Source organism: Paenibacillus sp. FW126-R14 (assembly GCF_058789495.1).
The window spans coordinates 1-20,136 of the sequence record NZ_JBYTBS010000013.1 but is presented as its reverse complement, the minus strand read 5'-3'; the positions used below and the strand labels follow the sequence as shown (position 1 = coordinate 20,136).

Here is a 20,136-nt window from a genome sequence, read left to right as displayed (position 1 = left end):
ACCACGATTATTACGTATACCCGTATAGGTATACAAACACTATAAACAAGATATGTAATTGCGTCAACCCCTAAACGGGATTCCCCTTGGCCGCGGCGCTTCTGCTTCGACACTTGTCTCCGGAGGAGCTTCGGCAACCTCCAGAGCTCAAATCCCTTTCATGTAGACGCTATACGTTAGTTATCGCTAAAACTATGCCGATCAAGTCTGCCTCTGTCCTTTTGAAAATAGCTGTGCATAAAGAACTCGATAATGCCGAACACCAATGCAACGATCGCTACATTCGTAAAGTTTAAAGACCAATGGAAGAAGTATTGTTCTACCAGCCAAAAGAAAACAAAAGCCATACCTATATCGGCTAAAGTAGCAGCCCCATTGTTGGTGACTCTTAACAGCAGTTGATCGACTGCAATATAAGACATAAGCGAAAACGTATACGTGGCAAATATCGCCTCAACCAGTGTAGCTTGTGTTAGATACATCAAAAGAGGAACGATAAAAACACCGTTTAACAGCAGCTTCAAAAATAGCTTCCCAAGCATTCGCAGCATGGTTGTTCGCCTTCTTTCATCAAGGATGTACGCTTGTTTTTAACATTGCCCTTTTGCATTTGAAATATGAATGGGGTATCCCTATATTTTTCATCAATTTGAGAATACTATGGCGTAATGCTTACCCTAAATAAAGGAATGGGATATTTTGTAAATTACCAACAAAAAATGAAAGCTGACGACAACCGCTCTGCCGCCAGCCTTAATTTTACAATTTTAGAACAAACCTGTTAATGCGAGAAACTTAATCTTCTGAAAGCCACTCGTCAATGATCATTCTTGCCACTGCTGCAAGTACTTGAATATCGATCTTGCCGGTGCCGAAGATGTCCGCTTTCTCAATTTGACTCCAGTTCGCATCGGCAGAAGTCGTACCGTAGTACTTAGCGATGACGGACAAGTCTTTAATCGTAATTTTCGTTTCACCTGGAACCAAAGTAATAATGCTGTTCACGAACGCTTGCAGTGACGCATCCATTTCCTCTTTCGCTGCATCCACTTGGGCTTGCGTAGCGGAGGAATTGTCGTATACCGCTTTGGCGCTCGCAATCGCTGCCTGCAAGGCGGTTTTGGATTCACTTGCATACTGTCCGACTTTAGTTCCTGTGACCGTGGCATTCAGCTTGCTCTCGGCACTGACAATCGCCGTGTTCAGCGCTGCTTTGTCCACTTGGCCCGGATCCGGATTGGAAGGATTCTCCGAAAGGATGAATGTGCGCAATGCAGCATCCAAGCTGCTCACAGCCGCTTGCACTTCCGCTTCTGTTGCCGAAGCGTTATCTGCTACAGCTTTGGCGTTGTTAATAGCGAGCTGCAGCACATTTTTGGAACCGGACGGATATTGACCGGCCTGAGTGCCCTCTACAGCCCCATCATGCTTGCTCTGAGCTGTTTGAATCAAAGCGTTCAATGCCTCTTTGTTCAAAGGTTGGATTTGAAGCGCCAATGAAGCTCCGGCCAAATCGATCTGAGATCCCTCAGATGAAACGGCTGCATCGGACAAGTACACACTGCTGCTCACCGAAGAGGATACGGATTTTGCCTTCGCATGCACAGCCACAAGCTCACCGCCAGACACCTCATTGCCCGCTCCGATGCTGGACATGATGATTAGAATTTGCCCCTTGTCAGGCTTTACACCTGTCACAAGCACGTTAAAGTTCGCTTTCAGCGAGCTAATCGCTGCTTCCGCCAAGGAGATATGTCCATGATCGGTCACCGTTTCAAATTGCAAATGATTCGGGTCATAATTCAGGACGACATTTAGAATGGAGAACTTCGACGGAGAATTGCTAACGCCAAGTTTCAAATCTAATCCTTGACCGCCTGTAACCGAGGCCGGCCCTGTCAATGTCGCTGACACTGGCGCCGTATTTAAGAGTTGGAAACTTCCGGAGTATGGAAGATTCACTCCTTCGCCGCCTATTTTGACCGTGTACGTACCTTCCATAGCGCTGGTTGGTTTATACGTAAAGGCGAACTTCCCATCAGATCCGCTGACGGTTTGGTTCAAATAGTCCAGTTGACCAAGCGGATTCGCTACCATAATCGTAACATCTTTTCCCTTGCCCAGACTGATATCCCCTTGGAATGTGACCACTTGCGCTGCTGCGTCTACCTTCGTCTCAACATGATTAATCTGTGCTGATGTTTCGGCTGCCGCCAATGGAACGATTGCCAGCATGCAGATGAGCACAGCTAAGGTCGTGATAACAGAAATGATTCGTTTTGACACACTTTCCCCTCCTTCTGGAAAACTCATTGCAGAGTTAATTTGAAATAAGCGTGATAAGCGAAATTATAGGCGGTGTACATCGGAACCAGCGTAATCCCATTCGTAGTAAAGTTCAGAGGTGTGCCTGCTACCGGCGTAATCGATTGGGAAAGATTGCTTTCCTTCAGATTCAAGTCAATAAACTTGGTGCTGGTGCTTTTGCCAACCATTAAGAGAGGTCCATAGAAAATGCTGCCCATCGATGGATCGTCCGGTGTTTTTTCAATTCGCAAACTGTAAGGCATAGCGATTTCGATCTTATCGTTGTTAGCCCATACTTTGCTCAGGGTGACATACGTGCTTGGTGTGGCTGTCACATTTTGCGCAACCCCATTGACCTTGACAGTGAAGCCGTTGACAGCCCAATATGGCACACGAAGCTTGATATCCAACTGTCCGCTGCCCTTCACAGTAAGTGTGCTGCCTTCTTCACTTGGGAAGTTGGTTGTTTGTACGATGGATATCCCTTTTTCCGTCCAATTCAACGTTGAAGGCATATACAAGTTAACATATAACGATTTCTTATCATTCGAGCGGAAATAGATGGAATCCTGATATTTCGTTTGGCTTTCCAACCCGGTTCCTGCACAGCAGGTAAAGCTCGTGCGGCCATAGCCCTTCGTGCTGCCCGGCCCCAGAGGCATGAAATACACAACGCCGCTGTTCGATGCGCTTTGATCCTTGGAAGCAAGAATGCCGTTATAGAGACCTCTTTCATAATAGTCCATATATTTCGCATCCGGATTATGGAAGAACAGCTCTCTTGTCAACTTGAGCATGTTATACGTAGCGCAATCCTCGGCCTGACTGTTTTTGCTATTGCCGCCTTCCAGAATATACGAAGCGATTTTGTCGGATTCCTTGAACAACTCGCCGACACCGCTGCCTCCGTTGCTGAACTGGCGATGCTTCGTAACCATGCCCCAGAAATTGCTGGCTACTTGATAATATGAAGGATCGTTAGTTCGATCATACACCTTCAAAGCGCCAATAATTTGCGGAATATGCTGGTTGGCATGAAGGCCGTTTAACGTATCTTGATTGTTTGCAGTTGGCGTAAACAGCTTGGAATTGTCAAATAGTTTTGCTGTCCCCAAATACTTCGTATTGCCGGTTATTGCGCTGATTTCAGCCAGCGTTTCGTTCATACCGCCAAACTCGCCGGCAATGTATCGGCCCCACATGCTGTTAAGCGTGGATTGCGGCAGCTTGGTCAAACGGCCATCCACCCAATCCGACATTTTAACAAGAATGTTCAACGCCTTGGCGTTTCCAGTCGCTTTGTAGCAGTCCAATAAGCCCGCCATAATTTTGTGCAGCGTATAGTAAGGAGCCCAAATCGTATTAAAATCGGTTTCGGTTCCGTTGTACACAGCACCATTTTCTAACAAAATGAATTGCCATTCCCCATACGCACTCAAATAACCGGGACTGTTATTGCCAACTAAGGATGGATTGCTTTTGCCGAGATTTGATTTCTCCATGCCATTCGGTTGAGTGGCCAGTGCATCCTGTACTTTTGCCAACTCGTCGATCATGTAGTCAATCTTCGTTTTCCATTTGGCCTCGCCGCTGCTGGCATAAGCCTGAGCGAATGCAGACAAGAAGTGACCTGTAGAATGGCCTCTTAGTTTGCCTGCTGCAGAATCCCAGCCTCCCATTGCGGTTGCCCCTTTGGTATCAAGTCCGGCAGCCGCACGGAAAGCAAACAACAATTTATCCAAGCTGTAACCATCGAGATATAAATATTCGCTATCTCTAAGCTTTGTAAAGATACTGTCCTGCAAGGTGACATCGCCTAAACTAAACGGCTCTATCAGACGGGTTGCCGTACCTGGGGCTGCATTTACTTGTGCGCTTATGGCTTTGCTCCAAGCACTAACGCCAGAGCTGTTTTTTGCTCTCACGGAGTAAGAATGCGTGGAGCCATACAGCAAGCCCTGATGTACGAACGGGCTAGTTACGTTGCTGATCGTGGTTCCATCCATCTCCAAATCATAGCTGGCCGCCTCAGGCGATGATTGCCATGCAATCTCAATCTGAGGAATATCGGCAGCCGGCGCAGCGGTTATTCCCGCTGGAATCCCTGGCACGCTTGTCAATTGGGCTACTCCGCTAAGTGGCTGCAAGCGAGACGTTTGCAGATCCGTTCCGTCCCAAACGAATACTTTGGCTGTGTAGCCTGCCACATCAGACGGTAACGTTAGGCTAGCCGATAAGCTCACGGGATTTCCAACCGTTACGCTTTTGCTCGCCTGTGCTTTATCAACCATTTTGCCGGCGCCGTCATATAGAGCGAGCGTGGCCAAGGAGGATACAGCCGCACTTCCCTTGTTCGTACCGGTAATGTTGGCAGTAAGCATTTGACCGCCTTGCAAGCTGCTCATATTGAACGCTGAGCTAAAGCTTAAAGATCTCACTTTGACCGTCGCAAGAGCCTTGATGCTCGTTCCTTCAACCGTCCCTTGAACGGTGAAAGTCCCCTCTGCCGCATAATCCGCAGCGTTCACATTATCCCAACCGACGCTTAACTGGCGAGTCGTTTCCTCGTCGTTATATGCCGCAATAACCGTGTTGGGCAAAACAGGCGCTGTGCCTACGACCGTATCCACACTCAAAGCTTGAATAGCACTGAGCGTCAACACAAACGGTTCTTCCAACACCGTCACAACGAAAGTTTTCGTATCCTTTTCGTTTCCGTACGTGATCGTAGCTGTGAGGTTAACTGTTGCATTGCCTGAGCGGGCTGCCGGCCGAATGACCGTGCCGTCATTTCGAATCACATTGGTGTTGTCGGATTGCCAAGTAATATTGGATCCATTGCGTCCTTCCGTCGGTAAATCCAAGTTTTTGATTACTGCGCTAGTGCTCCCCAAACTAATGGCATCCTTATCTAACTGCAGCTTCTGCCAATCCGATAATTGTGCCAGAACAACAGCCTCAAAAACTTTGGTATCGCGCGCGCTTCCCTTTGTAACGGTTGCTGTTAAAGTAACCGCTGCGTCGGATTGGCCTGGAGCCGGACGCGTCACTTTGCCATCTGTGCTAATCACATTCGGGGCGCTCGATTGCCATGAGATATCTGAACCGTATGGGCCTTTCTTGATTAACGATAAATCGGCGTCCACCGTTCTAAGATTTACTCCCGCAAGCAAGGCGGCAATGTCAGCAGCCACTAATTCGCTGTCAGGCTTATTGATTAACCCTGCAACTTCGGAAGCATCGAGGGCTCTGTTATAAATACGGAAATCAGAAAATAGGGCATTAATCGTTGGATCGGCAAACTGCCCTTTCCCGATATAGTTGGCTGTCGTCGCTCCGAGGCTGGTTGGATTCAAAGTCAATGCCGTATTTTCCCCGACTTTGAGTCCATTCTCATAAATTGTCACGGTACTTCCATTTAACACAACCGTCACATGCTTCCAAGCATTCGTCGTTAGAGCCGTTCCCTTCTGCGCCTTCTGTTCATTGGACCATCCGCTAGTTGTAATACCGAAGGCAAGACCCTTCGCTCCGTCATTATTTCCGGTTGGCGTTAAATACATATAGCTGGTCGTATTCCCGGATCCGAAATCGAATATACGGGTATAATTCGTTGTTGCGCGCAAATTCACCCATGTTGAGATGGTAAAATTTTTCACGCCATTGAAAATGCCGTTCGGCAGCTTGACATTGGCACCCGCCGTGCTTGTTCCGCCACTCAACGAGATCGCTTTGCCCTGCTCCCAATCCGAAAAGCTATACGTTTCACCTGCTGCAGTCGCATTATTTCCATTTCCCGATGCGTCTTTGATCACAGTCCCGTTCACATCGTCAAATTTATACCACGCAATCAAGCCATCCGTTGTTCCTACAGCGTGTGCATGAGGCGTGATATCCGTAAAACCGAGCAGCATATTTACTGCAAAAATAATGAAAATATTAACAATGGATACAACTCTCTTTAATGAGTAAGTGATCATTGCTGTTTAGCTACCTCCTTAGGGGAAATCATTTTGATCCCAGGCAATGAGATGGAAATATTGGCACGGGAACGAAGTTCCTCAAACCAAGGCTCCATGAGATCCAGAATTTCTTTATTTACCAATTCATCGCGAATTTCCGCTATGACTTGTGACTCATTCTTCGTATTGGAAGCCGGGTCATGGGCCATGTGTTCGGCATAATGCGCTTTAACATCATTGTCATCGACCTGGATTCGGGGCTCAAGCAGCTTGCGAATATACAGCTGAGTTCTAAGTTCCGTGCGCATCGATTGCTCCGTGTACCCGTCTTTTAGCAAGTTATTTTGAAAATCTTCTTCTGTGCTGTAGGCTTTTCTAACTTTATCAAATGCTTCATTAAATTCACTTTCGGTCACGCTCACCCCCGCTGCTTTGGACTCTTTCATAATTAAATCCTCTAAAATAAGCTTTTCCAATATTTTGGGTCCTTCGTAATCAACAAGCGCATGATAAAGCTGATCTTTGCCAATTTTCACACCGTTCACGGTAGCAACTGTAGTGTCATGCTCTTTGTTTAGAAAAACAATCAATACCGTTACAAGCAGCAGCGAAAATGATGCGATCGATAATCCTTTCCACAGCGCAACATGTTGATTTACTTTCTTGTAAGAAGTCAAAATGATTACCCCTTTCTTGAGAGCAAGACCTCCTCTCCGGTTCATTAGTCATTACATGCTTGGGGGCATCCTGTACCACTAACCCCGCCTAATCACGTAATACTCGTAGTATAACGAATGCGCTTACATCTTTATATTCAAAAGATTTTGGGTTTGTGGAAATTTCTTAGATTTGGTACCTTTCTAGCTTTTTATTTCATTGTTTCATGCTCATATTCGAATCAATCATAAAAACCCGTCTGTAATTCAAAGGGGTTACACCGAATTCCTTCTTAAATACCCTGTTAAAATACCTCGTTTCCTTAAAGCCAATTAACTTGGAAATTTCATAAATTTTCAACGTCGTTTCTTCCAGCAGCGCTTTCCCATTTCCGAGACGGGTTTGAAGCAAATACTGCGTAAAGGACGTTCCGGTGTTTACTTTAAAATAATGGCTGAAATAGCTCGTGTTGAAGCTGAAATGTCTGGCAACCGACTCCAGGAATAGATCCTCTGCATAATTTTGCTCGATATATTGAAGACATTTCTGTATGGCTCTCACTTTTTCCCCGTCGTGATTATCCTGATTTGCTTCCGTAGGATGAGTATCATTTTGATTTGCATTTTTACTTCTGAAAATGGATTGTTCAATTTTGTCCAGCGTGTGATTTATCGTATTCACATCAATCGGCTTCAACAAATACTCGCAAACGCCCAATCTTAGCGCTGCTTGCGCGTACTCGAATTGCTTGTAACCACTGAGAATCACAAGTTTAGGCGGGTTGTCCGTATTATCAAAATGCTCCATAAGCTGCAGTCCGTTCATTTGCGGCATGTGAATGTCGCTAAAAACAATATCAACGGAGTTGTCTGCCATTATGGCAAGTGCATCATGCCCGTTTTTTGCCTTAAAAACATGATATTCCGGCCTTAACTTACCTATAAGTTTTGCGAGTCCATCCCTATGTCTTGGTTCGTCATCAACAATTAATAAGTTGTACATACAGATCCTCCCCAATCAATATTTAATAAAATAGAGCCGTCATCTCAATAGGGTAGTTTCTTTCACCTTTATATTAAAGTGCCGATATCCGAATTAAAATGTGATTATTTAATCAAATGTTGCACTTATTTAGTTATCTCAATTAATTGGATAAATTTTGCTTATTTGTCATTCGAAATGTGCTGTAGCATGCACAATAAACCTAGCCTGCGGCTGGGTTTTTATCTAAAGCGGTGATGGAATCCTGGGTTTCATCACGCTTCGGACACAGCGGTCGTTATCTTCGCGAAAAGCGTCATGTCTCTCTTTTAGCGGACACGAGAGACTGTATTTGCCGATTTCGAGGCGAGATCAGTCCCCCGTTGAGCAAGTAACAGCGCCGCTGTCCGTTACATGTACGAAGAGGGATTCTTCCATCGAATAAGGGCTTCGCTGTCCGTCAGCTGAATCAGGGAACTCCATTCCCTTATTTCGGGCGAAAAGCGGGATCTTGGAGTTCGAGGAGAACTACAGGGTCTTGATTTCAAACTAGTCGCCCAATCGCCATGTAGTTCCCCATTCTGCCCCCCGATCGTTGCCTCCTCCCCCTTCGCACAAAAAAGTAAACTATACTTACTCGTACCTGCAACTATGGATCTGGTGGGCTGGAAGGGTAACCAAAAAAAGATTTGGAAAGGAGGCATTTCTGCCATCCTCCCAAATCTTTTCATTTGACCGTTATTCAATGCCGAGTATTAATCTTGCAATAGCCGCAAGGTCGCTGATATCGATGACGTTGTCATGATTCACATCGGCGAATTTAACAAGATCCCAATCCTCGTCAGCCGACGTTTTACCGTAGTACTTAGCTGCAATCGCCAAGTCGCCGATGCTAACTTTACCGTTGCCGTCCACATCTCCAGGAATGCCTGTAAGGACGGATCCCGCAAATGTTTGTAATGCTGCGTTCAAATTAGCTGCCGCTTGATCGACTTCTGCCTGAGTCGCCTTCAGGTTGCCCGCAACTGCTTGAGCGCTGTTAATAGCCGTTTGCAGCGCAGCTTTTGAACCTAGAGGATATTGACCGGCATAGGTTCCTTCCGTTGACGAATCATGCTTGCTTTGAGCATTGTTAATTAACAAGTTCAATGCTGCTTTGTCAACAAAGCTAATCTGTACGCTGCGGGAAATTCCCGCTAGCGGTGTTTCCTTGCCCGCAGCATTGGATATAACGGCATCGCTTAAAGAAATCGTTGCTACCGTCGAGGCCGTGAGCGACTTCGTTTTGAAATGCAGCTTAATCAGATCGCCGCCAGTTGTCACCGCATTCTCACTGCCTAAGCTCGCCACGATCAAACGCACGCCATTTGCTTGAAGGCCTGGCTCGTTTACTATTTGAATGCCCGGATTCAACGTATGGGAGGAGAGGTATTCCACTTTTTCCGGATCATACGCGATCCTTAAGTCTTGTGCATAAATCGGCTCACTCAAGCCGGTCAGACCGTAAGTCACGTCGAACTCTTGCCCCGTATAGACGCTGTCTGGTACGGAGAAGGAAGCTTTCGGAACTTTAGGCACGGCCTGCAAACCGCTGATTGCCGCCTGCAGAGCTGCCGTCGCCGCATCCACTTCAGTCTGAACAGCACTTGCCGAATTGTTCACTGTGATGGCTGCGCTTAATGCATTTTGAAGAGCCGACCAAGTTTCCGCTGTATATTCTGACATCGTTAAGCTTTGTGCCTCGGTGATTTTCATCTGCAGGGCAGATTTATCTATCGGCACAGGGACTACTCGTTTCGCTATACCTACGTAGGAGATCAGAGCAGCCTGATTCCCGGTATAGGTGTTATTCACAATATATTTCACCGTACCATCGGCAGGAAGCGTGAAATCGTAAGTCACCATGACGCCGTCGGAACCGGCAATCAGCCCCGACCGTACCGGAACTTTCAGCGGATTGCCATCTTGATCTTTATAGTTCAAGCTAATATCCATCGTCCGGTTGCCATTGCTCCACCAGTCCCTGTGGAAAGAAGTAACCGTGTAATCACCGGCTTTCAGAGGAAAAACATAACCCAGAGGCTGGTTCATTGTATCCGAACCGTAGACACCGGTCTGACTTTTGTCGGTGGCAACCACAGAACCGCCAAGTGCTTTGTACTTGTAATTGGCATCCACAGGTGTATGCCCCCATACCGCATCGCTTGTGGATGGTTGGTCGGCTTTATCATTGAGCAAGCCGTTACCCAGCAAAGCTTTGATTGCGGCATAAGGCGGCGTTGTATCGCCCGGGACACCGGCATCAATCAAGTAAACCAGGTTGCTAGGTACAATTTCTACCTGAACATTAATCACAAGGTTCTTGCCGCCAACGATCTCACCGGTCAGCTGTACCGTAGAGTATGGAGCTGTATATCGGCTTGCTGCATTGTTTAGCCAGTTGATGCTGGCATCCACATCCGTCGTGCCGTCCGCAAGCGTAACTTTAATGCTTTGTGGAAGACCTGTGACTGCCTCTCCCACTTTGGTGGCAACGATCGCAGGATATGAGCCTGTTACAGCTACCGGCTGCTTCTTCAACTTCAATGCATTCGCTGCGCTTTGAAGCGCATTTAAAGCGCTATCGACCGCATACTGGGTCGCTTGCGTATCAGCCAGCACGGTTTGAGCCGCAGCCAACGCATTCACAAACGGCGTCCATTCTGCCGCCATATAATCTCCCTCGTTATAACTGCTTGACTGGGTTGTCAAAGCGCTAAGCGCTGTTTTGGAAACTGTGCCATAAACGGATCCCAAAATATCAATAGAGTCAATATACAGATTGCCGTCTTTCACTACAACCTTCAGCGTGTGGGGACCATCCTTCAGCCCGCGGTACGTGTAGACGTCAGTGCGGTTAATCGTAGAGGCAGGGATGACAACATTCGGATCAACCAGCTGGTTGTCCACATAAATGTCAGCCGTCCCGCTGCCTGTATCGCCCACCAAGTTAAAGCCTGTGCCAGTGAACGGCAGCTCCAAATAAGTCGGAGTGGTCGCGTCGGCTGCAATAACGGCTTTCTCAATCGAAATGTAATTGCCGCTGCCGGAGGCTGCTGCGGTTTTCACGATTTTAACCCTGTGCACGCCCGGAGCAAGTCCGCTTACTTGATAAATAAGCTGGGAGCTGGAGCCGTTGCTGAATGCTTTGTTTGTAACAACTCTTTTCGTCGTGTCGTGATTGTAGCCTGTTCCGAAATCGTCCAAATAAACATCCATTCTGACAACAGAGCTAGTCCCTTGCCCGAGACCGTAGACCGAAACCCCTGTGCCGGTAAAGGTTAAGGAGGCATAGCTGCCATTTTCGCCTGCCCAGGCATTTGCGGTATTAGAGCTCCAAGCCGCTGTGTTTCCTTCATTTTTCACCATGTACCATCTGTTAAGCGTACCCTCAATCTGGGTTGTGCTGCCAAACATAATGCTCGTGCCGCTGTTTGTAATCGTGCGATTCAGACGGCCGGCACCGCCTCCTAAGTTATGGAGCCACGGGAGACTGCCTTCGTGATACACGATACGGGAATCAAGATCATCCACTCGTTCAGTCACATAAGGCACATAGCCGTTAACGGCCTCAACTTTCAAATTGTCAAAGACCGACTGGCGCAAACTGCTTTGAATCATGACCTGACCGGTCAAAGGCGATCCGCTGGCATTGTCGGTATAACTGGTGACGATTTCTCCGTCGAGCGAAGCCGTGATGAATTTTTCAGCGGCTTTAATCGACATCGTGTGCCACTTGGCGGGATCGAAGTTCGCAATCGTTCCGCTAGCCACTGCTGCTGTCAGGCGAATTAGGCGCCACGTGCCGTCGGCATAGATCCGGAATTTATAGCCGGATTCCGAATCGGCTGTCGTACCGTTAAGTTTATGACGAACACCGACAGCGACATAGTTCTCCCCTGTATGGGCAGGGTCCAAATCCATTTTGAAATCGATGGATGCTGAATAATTGGCCCATCTCTCGTCGCCAAGCACAGTATAGGAAAAAGGCGTAGTAGCCCAAGTACCGGGCTTGTTGGCTGTGTAAATCATTTGCTTCATACCGTTGGAACCATCTTTGCCAATGCCCTTATATACCTCGAACGCCCCTCCTTGATCGGCGGTGTATCGTGGAGTACCGCCACGGCGTTCCAAGTAGCTTAAACCGTTGACTGCAGAGTAACCGCTGTACTCAAAATCATCTTCGTAAAGAATAGCAGGGCTGCTGCCCGCAACGTCCAAAACGGATTGCGCCGGAATGTTATTCTTACGCGCATACTCAGTACGGGCATTGCCTGTGTTAGGGTTATTGACCGTACTGGTCAAGCTGACCATGGAATGCGGTTTAACGGTAAGCTTATATGTAAATGCATCCCCGTTGTCTGTGGCCGAAACGTTGCTAAGCTTTTTATACCAGTTGGCATCGTACGCTTGTGCAGCGTCAGGTCCGCGAGTCTCCCATACTTGTACGGGATTGCCCGCATTGCCAATCGTCTTCTTCACATCAAACTGGTAATAAGCCACACGATCGCTGTCATTGACCATGACGACAGAAAAGTCCTTCTTGTCCGGACTTACAAAAGCAAGACGGTTATATTCGGCATCCGTCACGTTGCCATCCATCTCACTATTGCCCCGGCTTCCAATTACACCGGCACTGGCATTAGGGATGTACATCCAGTCTTTGGCGGCAAACTGGGTAAAATGCATCGTAGTTTGAATGCCCACATCAGGTGTATAGTAGCCTGACCATGGGTCTCTGGCCGCAATAATTTCTTTGGAGCTGTATGGAGCGCCGCTATAGAAAGAGCTTACGGCAGGCTGATACATATAGTGCGTGCGCTTACCTTGGGTATACATCGCAATGAAGCGTCCGGCAATGTCCAATGCGCTGGCTACGCCGCCAAATACGCTGTCTGAATTCGCCCGGTATTTGGCCAAGGTCTGTGGAGCTACGCCTTCGCTGTACCAAACCTCCTTCTGATTTTGCTCGTTTACCTTCAGATAGTCTGCGCTTGTTGCCAAATTGTAGTGGTAGGCCATAACATCTACGGCTTTCATGAGCTCGGCGTCCGCCAGCATTCTAGTTGGAATATTCAACGTGGTGTTCTCGTCAGAGGCGATAATTTTGATTTTATCGTAGTTGGGGAAACTGCTGTCGCTGCGCATCCGATTAGCAAACCATTTGATGAAATTTACATTGGGTGTACTGGTTTCGTTGCGGTCCGGGTTGATGTAGTCGAGTGAATAACCATATGCTTCTTTTATCGCGATTGCGGTGTCCTTATACCACTTGTACATCCGCTCATAGGATGCCAGGGTTGCAGGAACAGAAGGATCGGTATTGCCATCGCTCCAAGGTTGAACCCAATTCGGCTGTGTCCAGCGGAGTATGCTTACCTTGATCTGAGGATTAATCGTCTTGGCATCCGCTGCAAATACGAAGCCTGCGCCACGACGAACGTTAGCTGTCTCATCTTCCGAGCGCTTCGTCGCAGGCTCCGTACCCGATGAAGTATTGGAATCGTTACCCATCTCGATCTTGATGTCGTTTATGCCAGCGCCGGTATCCTGGTTAAAGAGCTGATTCATGATCTCCCAATACTGCGTCGGGTTCTCCTCCTTATAATCCAGCAATAAACGGGAGGTGTTGTTGCCGGATACGACGCCATAGCCTTTAAACGTATTGGCTGGATTCGTGTCGGCGGCTGCGGCGTCGATGGTGACCACTTTGGGAAGCGGATCGGCAGCAGATGCCGGCATTGCCGGATAAAGGGAAATCACTAGGACACATGCCAGCATATATGCAATACTTTTTCGCAAGGTTTTACTTCTTATCATGCCTATACACCTCCAAAAATGATTAGAAATAACTATGCTCCAAATCCTCTAAGTTGTGATTAAGCGCTTTCATAAAACCTGCATGCGTCTCCTTTCTAACGGCATAGAGCCGTTTTCATACTCTTGATTTATGATAGCTCAAAAAAGAAGAATAGATAAGGAAACAAATCAACCAATTTGAACAATATTTTAACCTATTTGGAGTGAAAAAGGAGTGTCATTAGGCGACACTCCTTCATCCCGGATTACTGCAAAATCAATTTCGCAATGGCCGCAAGATCCAGAATATCGATCTTACCGTCATTATTGATGTCTGCCGCTTTAACTCGAATCCAATTCGGATCTAAAGAAGTTAAACCATAATACGAAGCTGCAATGGCCAGGTCACCGACGCTAACAACATTGTCTCCATTCACATCCCCGATAACCGGAGGAGGGACTTGAGATTTGATTTCGTAAGCGTATGGCGTTGGATTTGGGATGACGGATTCGGCTCCGGTGCCATCTGCAAAAATAACGTTGGATAACGATATGCTCCCTGTTTGCGATTGAGCCGTCTCTTTCGCCTTAAACTGCAGCTTCAAGAGATCTGCCGGATTGCCGTTGCCTTGAGCCGTGTGCAAATCAACGGTAAGGATGCGCAGTTGTCCCGATCCAGCAGATTTATCTACGACAACCAGACCTGATCTAAGAGACTCCGCTGAAACAAATCCAACCTGGGCAGGATTATAGTTAAACGTAAAGTCGTGCGCATACACGCTTTGTGAGACCGTATTTATGCCAACTGTCATATCAAAGACCTGATTGGGAACAAGACTTGCCGGCCCTGTTAACTGCAATTGGGTTACTGGAGCCACATCTTTTTTTACAATATGAACGGTATACGTTTTGGAAGTGGCGTGATCTTCCGCTTTGGACGTCAGCACTAGCTCTGTTGTCTCTCCCGTCAAGGCAATCGAGCGCTCCGATTTGTCATTGATGAGAATATTGCCGGCATAGATTAAACCGTATTCGTCATTTGGCGAAGCCGTCATTGCAACCGTCGTCGCAGTTGAAGGTACCGTGAGCGTATAGTTGGTTACTTGAGGATCGAAAGACTGGGATAAAACGCCTTTATCAAAAGCCAAGCTCTTTAAGTTCGGATTGGTTTTATAATCTGTGATAACACGGAAAATATCAAATAATCCGCCTACCAAACCTCCTGTGCTTGCAAATTTGACGGTCACATAATGCACGGTTCTGGACACGGGATTCCCGTTCCCATCTGCTTCTTGCACGATTTTCGTGCGGCTGTTTTCCACGAGCGATTGCGTAACTTGCCGGGTTTGGTTATAGAAATTGCCCGGGTTTTTATTTTCAATGGCCTCAGATACGAGCTTCGTATTATCTACGTAAATATCGAATTTTCTGCCCACATCGCCGCTATAGTACGTGCTAAAAAGATAGTTGGCGACACCGGGTTTAACTTCCATGTCATAGCTGAACCATCCTCCTGCCGTTGCATCCCGGTATGATTTGCCGTTATAAATACCGACCGTGGAATTGACGGTCTGACGGTTTGCCGCCAGCTCGTATTGATCGTTAGCCACGATGACGAAGCTTACGCTGGAGGCCTCAGCTCTGCCTGCTTCTTTCGCCGAGAGCAGCGATTTCTGATAGCTTTCGGAGTCGGCCGTGATCAAATCGAAGTATATGCCGTACCGGTCCTTATATCTTTGGAAGTGCGGCGTGAACGTCAGAACGCCTTCGTCAGCATCTGTTCCTTTTAACGTAAATTCAAGCTTGCCTGGTGTCTTAACCAGATTTTGCGTAACGTTTTGTTTCCATGTTTGGATATCGCCGCTTGTAATCGTGATAAAATCTTTGGCCGACGTATCTTTGTTTGGCTTCAACACATTAACGCCGTGGGTGCTGGTCGTCATATTGTTAGTCCCAAGACCGGCGCTTAACACAATCGGACCGTATTTGAAAGCAACCGTATCTTTCGCGTCAGGCAGATCGTACAGAACGACTTCCATCGGGAAGTCCAAAGAAATGTTCGTTCCATCTGTCCACTCCTGCTGCAAGATCATGTAACCGTTATCAACGGAGTAGTTAGCAAGCGTCGTCCCATTCAGCTTAACCACCGGATTCGTCTTCGCCCAATCCGGAATTCTAAACCGCAGGGCCGTATTCGCTGCGCCAGTCGTATGAATGGTGAAGTTCACTTGTCCGTTTGCCTTGTCGCCTACCCCCGTATTCGGAAGGTTGGACACTTGGGTGATCGTCATGTTTTTGTCCGGCAATGTAATGCTCGAGGAAATGTACATATTCACGTACACGCTGTTTTTGTCCGTGAAATAAATACTGTCATTCAGTTTAGAGAAATTCTCCATCCCCGTTCCCGTACAGCACCAGAAATGAAAAAACTCACTGCTGAACACTTTAAAATAGCCGGTATCCATCGGTTGGAAGTACATCGCCATGCCGGTTTCCGGGTTCTGGGATGCCATGATCGCATTTGTAAAAGCGTTCTCATAATAATCGGCATACTTTTTATCCTTCGTAATTTTAAACAGCTCTCTTGAAAGCTTCAGCATGTTATACACATTACAGGTTTCGTTGTTGACGTTCGTGCGCTCCGCATCCAAAACATCCGAAGGACCGAAATGTTCATTCTCGCTATTTCCGCCTGTCAGATAGGTATGATGTTTGACGACCATCTCCCAGAAATTTTCAGCGACTTGCAAGTAATATTCTTCGCTTTCTCCCTCTTCCATAACGGAATAACGCTTTAGAGCGCCGATGACTTTGGGGATCGTCGTATTCGCGTGCTTGCCATCCAAAACATCCACATTATTATAAAAGGAGTCAAACAAACTCAACTCATCGAACTTTTCTGCTGCTTTCTTCATATGGTCATTTCCTGTAAGACCGTAAATATCATAGAGAACGTCGTTCATACCGCCGTATTCGACTTTAAGCACTTTGGTTTTCATAGCTTCCGTCCACTTGGATGTGCGGTCATAGATGTACTCGCCAAACTTTTCAGCGACTTGGATCGCTTTCGGATTATCGCCATACTCGGCTGCCGTAACCAATCCCGCTAAAATTTTGTGAATGGTATACCACGGAACCCAAACGGCCTGCCCATTTTCAACCCGGTCCAGGAAAGAAGTCGGAAATGCCGAAACGTAACCGTTTCCATTGGCATCCTGACAGGCAGCCAATTCATCGATGATATAATCGACCCGCGCTTTTAAGCGAACTTTATCCTCGCCCGTAGCATTGACATAAGCCATTGAAATGGCTGACAAATAATGACCTAAGGTATGACCACGAATTTCCGTATTTTCCCATCCATCATAAACCGCAGCCTTCGCTTGCAGCCCGCTTGTCGTGCGAAACGCACTCAACAGCCGGTCCGCTTCCAAAGATAATAAATAATTAACATCTTTATTGAATGCATTCGTATAGTAGTCATCCGTTAGAGTAACATTGGCCATAGGTGCATTCCGCAATGAATCCGTTGCTCTCATGGCAGGCACAATGACGTTAAACTGTTTCGTCACTTTTTTGGAGCTAAAGATAACCTCTGCCGTTAAGGTAACCCCTGCGTCACTCTCACCGGCTTTTGGCCTTTGGACATGTCCGAGCTTATCAATGACGGCCTCATTGTCGGATTTCCACGTTATGGTGGATGCTTCCGACTTTCCTACAAGAGGAAGGGACAGGTTGCCCAACGTTTTCGCAGGCAGCGTAATCGCATCCGCATCGGCTCTCGCCACTTGCTCGTAGTCGAAAGCCGTTCCTGACTGTTCCTCAAATAATGAAATAATGTCCTCATATCTTGCGGCCGTTTTGTAGATCTCGTAATCATCGATCGCGAATTTGCCGTAAGAGCCATTATAGTTAGGCCCATTATACCCGAGCGATTTCTGTGTCGTTTCATCGGATCTAATGATGCCGTCCGCGCCATCCGTCCCGATGCCGTAATCAATCGTCGTGCTTTGCTTAATGCCATTTCGGTAAACATTGACCTTTTTCGTAGCGCTGTCATACGTAATCGCCACATGAGTCCACGTATCCAATGGGAAAAAGTCCGCCCTTGAACCGCTGACACTAACCTTATACGGCTGCTTATTGGCATCTGACGAGCCTATCGACAGAGCCAGCGGTTTACTGTCGTTTTCCGATCCTAAGTACCAACCGTTGCTATACCAGGCGGTTTTATTCCACATCAGCATCTGCTCGCCGGTCATCTTTTCATTGGGCTTAAACCAAAAGGAAACGGTTAAATCCGACGGCTGCAGCGAACCGCTTTTACCAAGATTAACAAACGTGTTTCCGTTTAGCTTTAAAGCCTTGCCTCCGTTAACACCGGCGACATAGGAATAATTCGTCCCCGTGATCGTTCCGTTGTTGCCTTTACCCGAGCTGTCCATGACGTTATTTTCAAATTCAAGCGACAAAACTTTCGAAGCATCCAAAATGGCCCTCGTGTCGGTTGCTGCAGCAAAAACAGCCTGTCCGGAAAGCAGATCCCCTGAAAGCATGACAACGGATAACGCGAGTACGGCCATTTTATTCTGGTTGTTCATGAATGGTTGTCCCCTCCTTTACATCAATTTCACACCTTCATTTTATGTAATCGCAGACCCACTCTCAATAGATTATTTGGTTATAAAAGTTCGTTTTTATCCGCAAAAAATAAGAAGCCGGAAAGTCTTCTCAGACCTTCGGCTTCCTGCCTCTCAGTACTTCCTTTTCCCAACTTCCGCCTCCGCCATGGTCTCCGTAAAGACGCTTTCCGGCGTTACAATCCTCTTGGGCAAGCTGCGTCCTTGAATTAGCTCGTTGACAGCTTGCATCAGGTTAGGGCCGAGCAAAGGGTTGCATTCCACAACACTGTTGATTTTGCCCTGGGCCATCTTCTCAAACGCTTTGTTCGTTCCGTCCACGGAAATAATGATAATGTCCTTGCCTGGCCGCAGCCCGTACTCCTCGATCGCCTCAATGGCCCCTAACGCCATATCGTCGTTATGCGAGTAAAGAACACGGATTTCCCCGCCCATCTTTGTCAAAAAAGATTTCATCACCTTTTTGCCCTGCTCAAAAGTAAAATCGGCGGGCTCGCTTTTTAATATTTTAAAATTCGCACGGTCCTTAATGACATCCCGGAAACCTTTTCCCCTGGCAATGGATGGGGTTGAACCCTCTGTGCCTACAAGCTCCACGATACCAATGTTTTCTTTACTGCCCATTTTATCAATCACATATTTGCCTGCTTTTCGGCCTTCTTCGTAAAAATCAGAGCCGATGTAAGTCACATATAACGACGGATCGCTCACATTCGCTAAACGGTCCAGCATAATCAGCGGTATGCCGGCTTGCTTCACTTCTTTCAAAATCGGTTCCCAGCCGGATTCAATGACAGGGGCAATCGCGATGACATCCACTTTTTGCTTAATAAACGAGCGAATGGCCTCGAACTGCTTCGTTTGCGATTGATCGGCATTTTCAAAATGCAGCTCAATGCCTGCTTCTTCCGCCGCTTCCCGAATCGACATCGTGTTGGCGTTCCGCCATGCGCTTTCCGAGCCTAGCTGAGAAAATCCTAATACGATCCGCCGGACGGGTGCCGGTTCTTGATACGTTTGATTCACAACGTTTTTGGCCGCTGACTTCTCCTCGCCGGAAGTAAAGGAATTGGAAGAATTTTGAGCGGAATCAAACGTATATATGATCAAAATCATACCTAGAAACAGTAGAATCAACAGTTTACTTTTAAATAATGAGATGAAAGCTCTACCAAACATGGGAGTCTCCTTTATTGGCAAAAGTAACCATGCTAGTCCATTTCTTGTATTATAAAACGCTTTCACGAAAGGTACAATATACATGCAGCTAAAAAAGATTAAGCCCTCCTCGTAGCTGCAACTAGCAAGTAGGCTTGGGACAAGCTCCTCTTGAGATCCGCCTGATCGAAGGGAACTCTATTCCCTTATTTCGGCAAAAAGCCGAATTTTGGGGGCTGGAGGGGAACTACAGGGTCCTATTTCACCTCAACCTGACAAATATGTGTTCAGAATGGTGAAATAGCGGACCCTATTTCCCTTTCCCTCGCCCAATGGGCTATTTTCACAAAATAACGCCCTGTAGTTCCCACAATCCTCCTGCCGAGCATAGTGCCTGGGGACTGAAGACTCTTGTTGCGACGTGTGGGGGGAGTTCTCGCCTGTTTAGGCTAAAAGGACTTTGCCTGACAATGATTCATTGCCCTTCAAAGTCCTCAGTCTATCTTTCCATGCTTCTTCTTGCGAACCATCTCCGTTCACTTAATGCTTTTTGCAGCAAAATGAATAAACAAAGCAGCAGGCCGATCACAATT

General features: G+C 47.1%; 8 protein-coding genes. All 8 read right to left on the bottom strand.

Annotated features, from left to right (window positions below; all coding sequences use genetic code 11):
• Positions 1 to 176: 176 nt before the first annotated feature.
• The 8 genes from AC3WRW_RS11300 to AC3WRW_RS11265 all read right to left on the bottom strand — a co-directional run bounded on the left by AC3WRW_RS11300 (position 177) and on the right by AC3WRW_RS11265 (position 19,564).
• Complete coding sequence (locus AC3WRW_RS11300; RefSeq protein WP_492546419.1) at positions 177 to 551, bottom strand: DUF2512 family protein; 375 nt, start codon at positions 549 to 551, stop codon at positions 177 to 179.
• Positions 552 to 795: 244 nt separating this feature from the next.
• Complete coding sequence (locus AC3WRW_RS11295; protein WP_492546418.1) at positions 796 to 2,286, bottom strand: cohesin domain-containing protein; 1,491 nt, start codon at positions 2,284 to 2,286, stop codon at positions 796 to 798.
• 23 nt (positions 2,287 to 2,309) lie between these two features.
• On the bottom strand, positions 2,310 to 6,287 hold the full coding sequence (locus tag AC3WRW_RS11290) for a beta-L-arabinofuranosidase domain-containing protein (RefSeq protein ID WP_492546417.1): 3,978 nt from the start codon (positions 6,285 to 6,287) through the stop codon (positions 2,310 to 2,312).
• Positions 6,284 to 6,991 carry a hypothetical protein gene (locus tag AC3WRW_RS11285; protein WP_492546416.1) on the bottom strand — a complete coding sequence of 236 codons (708 nt, stop codon included), beginning with the start codon at positions 6,989 to 6,991 and terminating at the stop codon, positions 6,284 to 6,286. Before AC3WRW_RS11285 ends, AC3WRW_RS11290 begins: the two co-directional genes overlap by 4 nt.
• A 151-nt stretch (positions 6,992 to 7,142) precedes the next feature.
• Positions 7,143 to 7,928: a response regulator transcription factor gene (locus AC3WRW_RS11280; protein ID WP_492546415.1), complete on the bottom strand. Its 786-nt coding sequence runs from the start codon at positions 7,926 to 7,928 to the stop codon at positions 7,143 to 7,145.
• 717 nt (positions 7,929 to 8,645) lie between these two features.
• On the bottom strand, positions 8,646 to 13,766 hold the full coding sequence (locus AC3WRW_RS11275) for a cohesin domain-containing protein (RefSeq protein WP_492546414.1): 5,121 nt from the start codon (positions 13,764 to 13,766) through the stop codon (positions 8,646 to 8,648).
• Positions 13,767 to 14,011: 245 nt separating this feature from the next.
• Positions 14,012 to 18,346 (bottom strand): beta-L-arabinofuranosidase domain-containing protein, encoded by a 4,335-nt coding sequence (locus AC3WRW_RS11270; protein WP_492546413.1) that lies wholly within the window; start codon positions 18,344 to 18,346, stop codon positions 14,012 to 14,014.
• A 153-nt stretch (positions 18,347 to 18,499) separates the two neighbouring features.
• Entirely contained in the window at positions 18,500 to 19,564 is a 1,065-nt protein-coding gene (locus AC3WRW_RS11265; protein ID WP_492546412.1) for an ABC transporter substrate-binding protein, read from the bottom strand.
• Between the last annotated feature and the right edge of the window lie 572 nt (positions 19,565 to 20,136).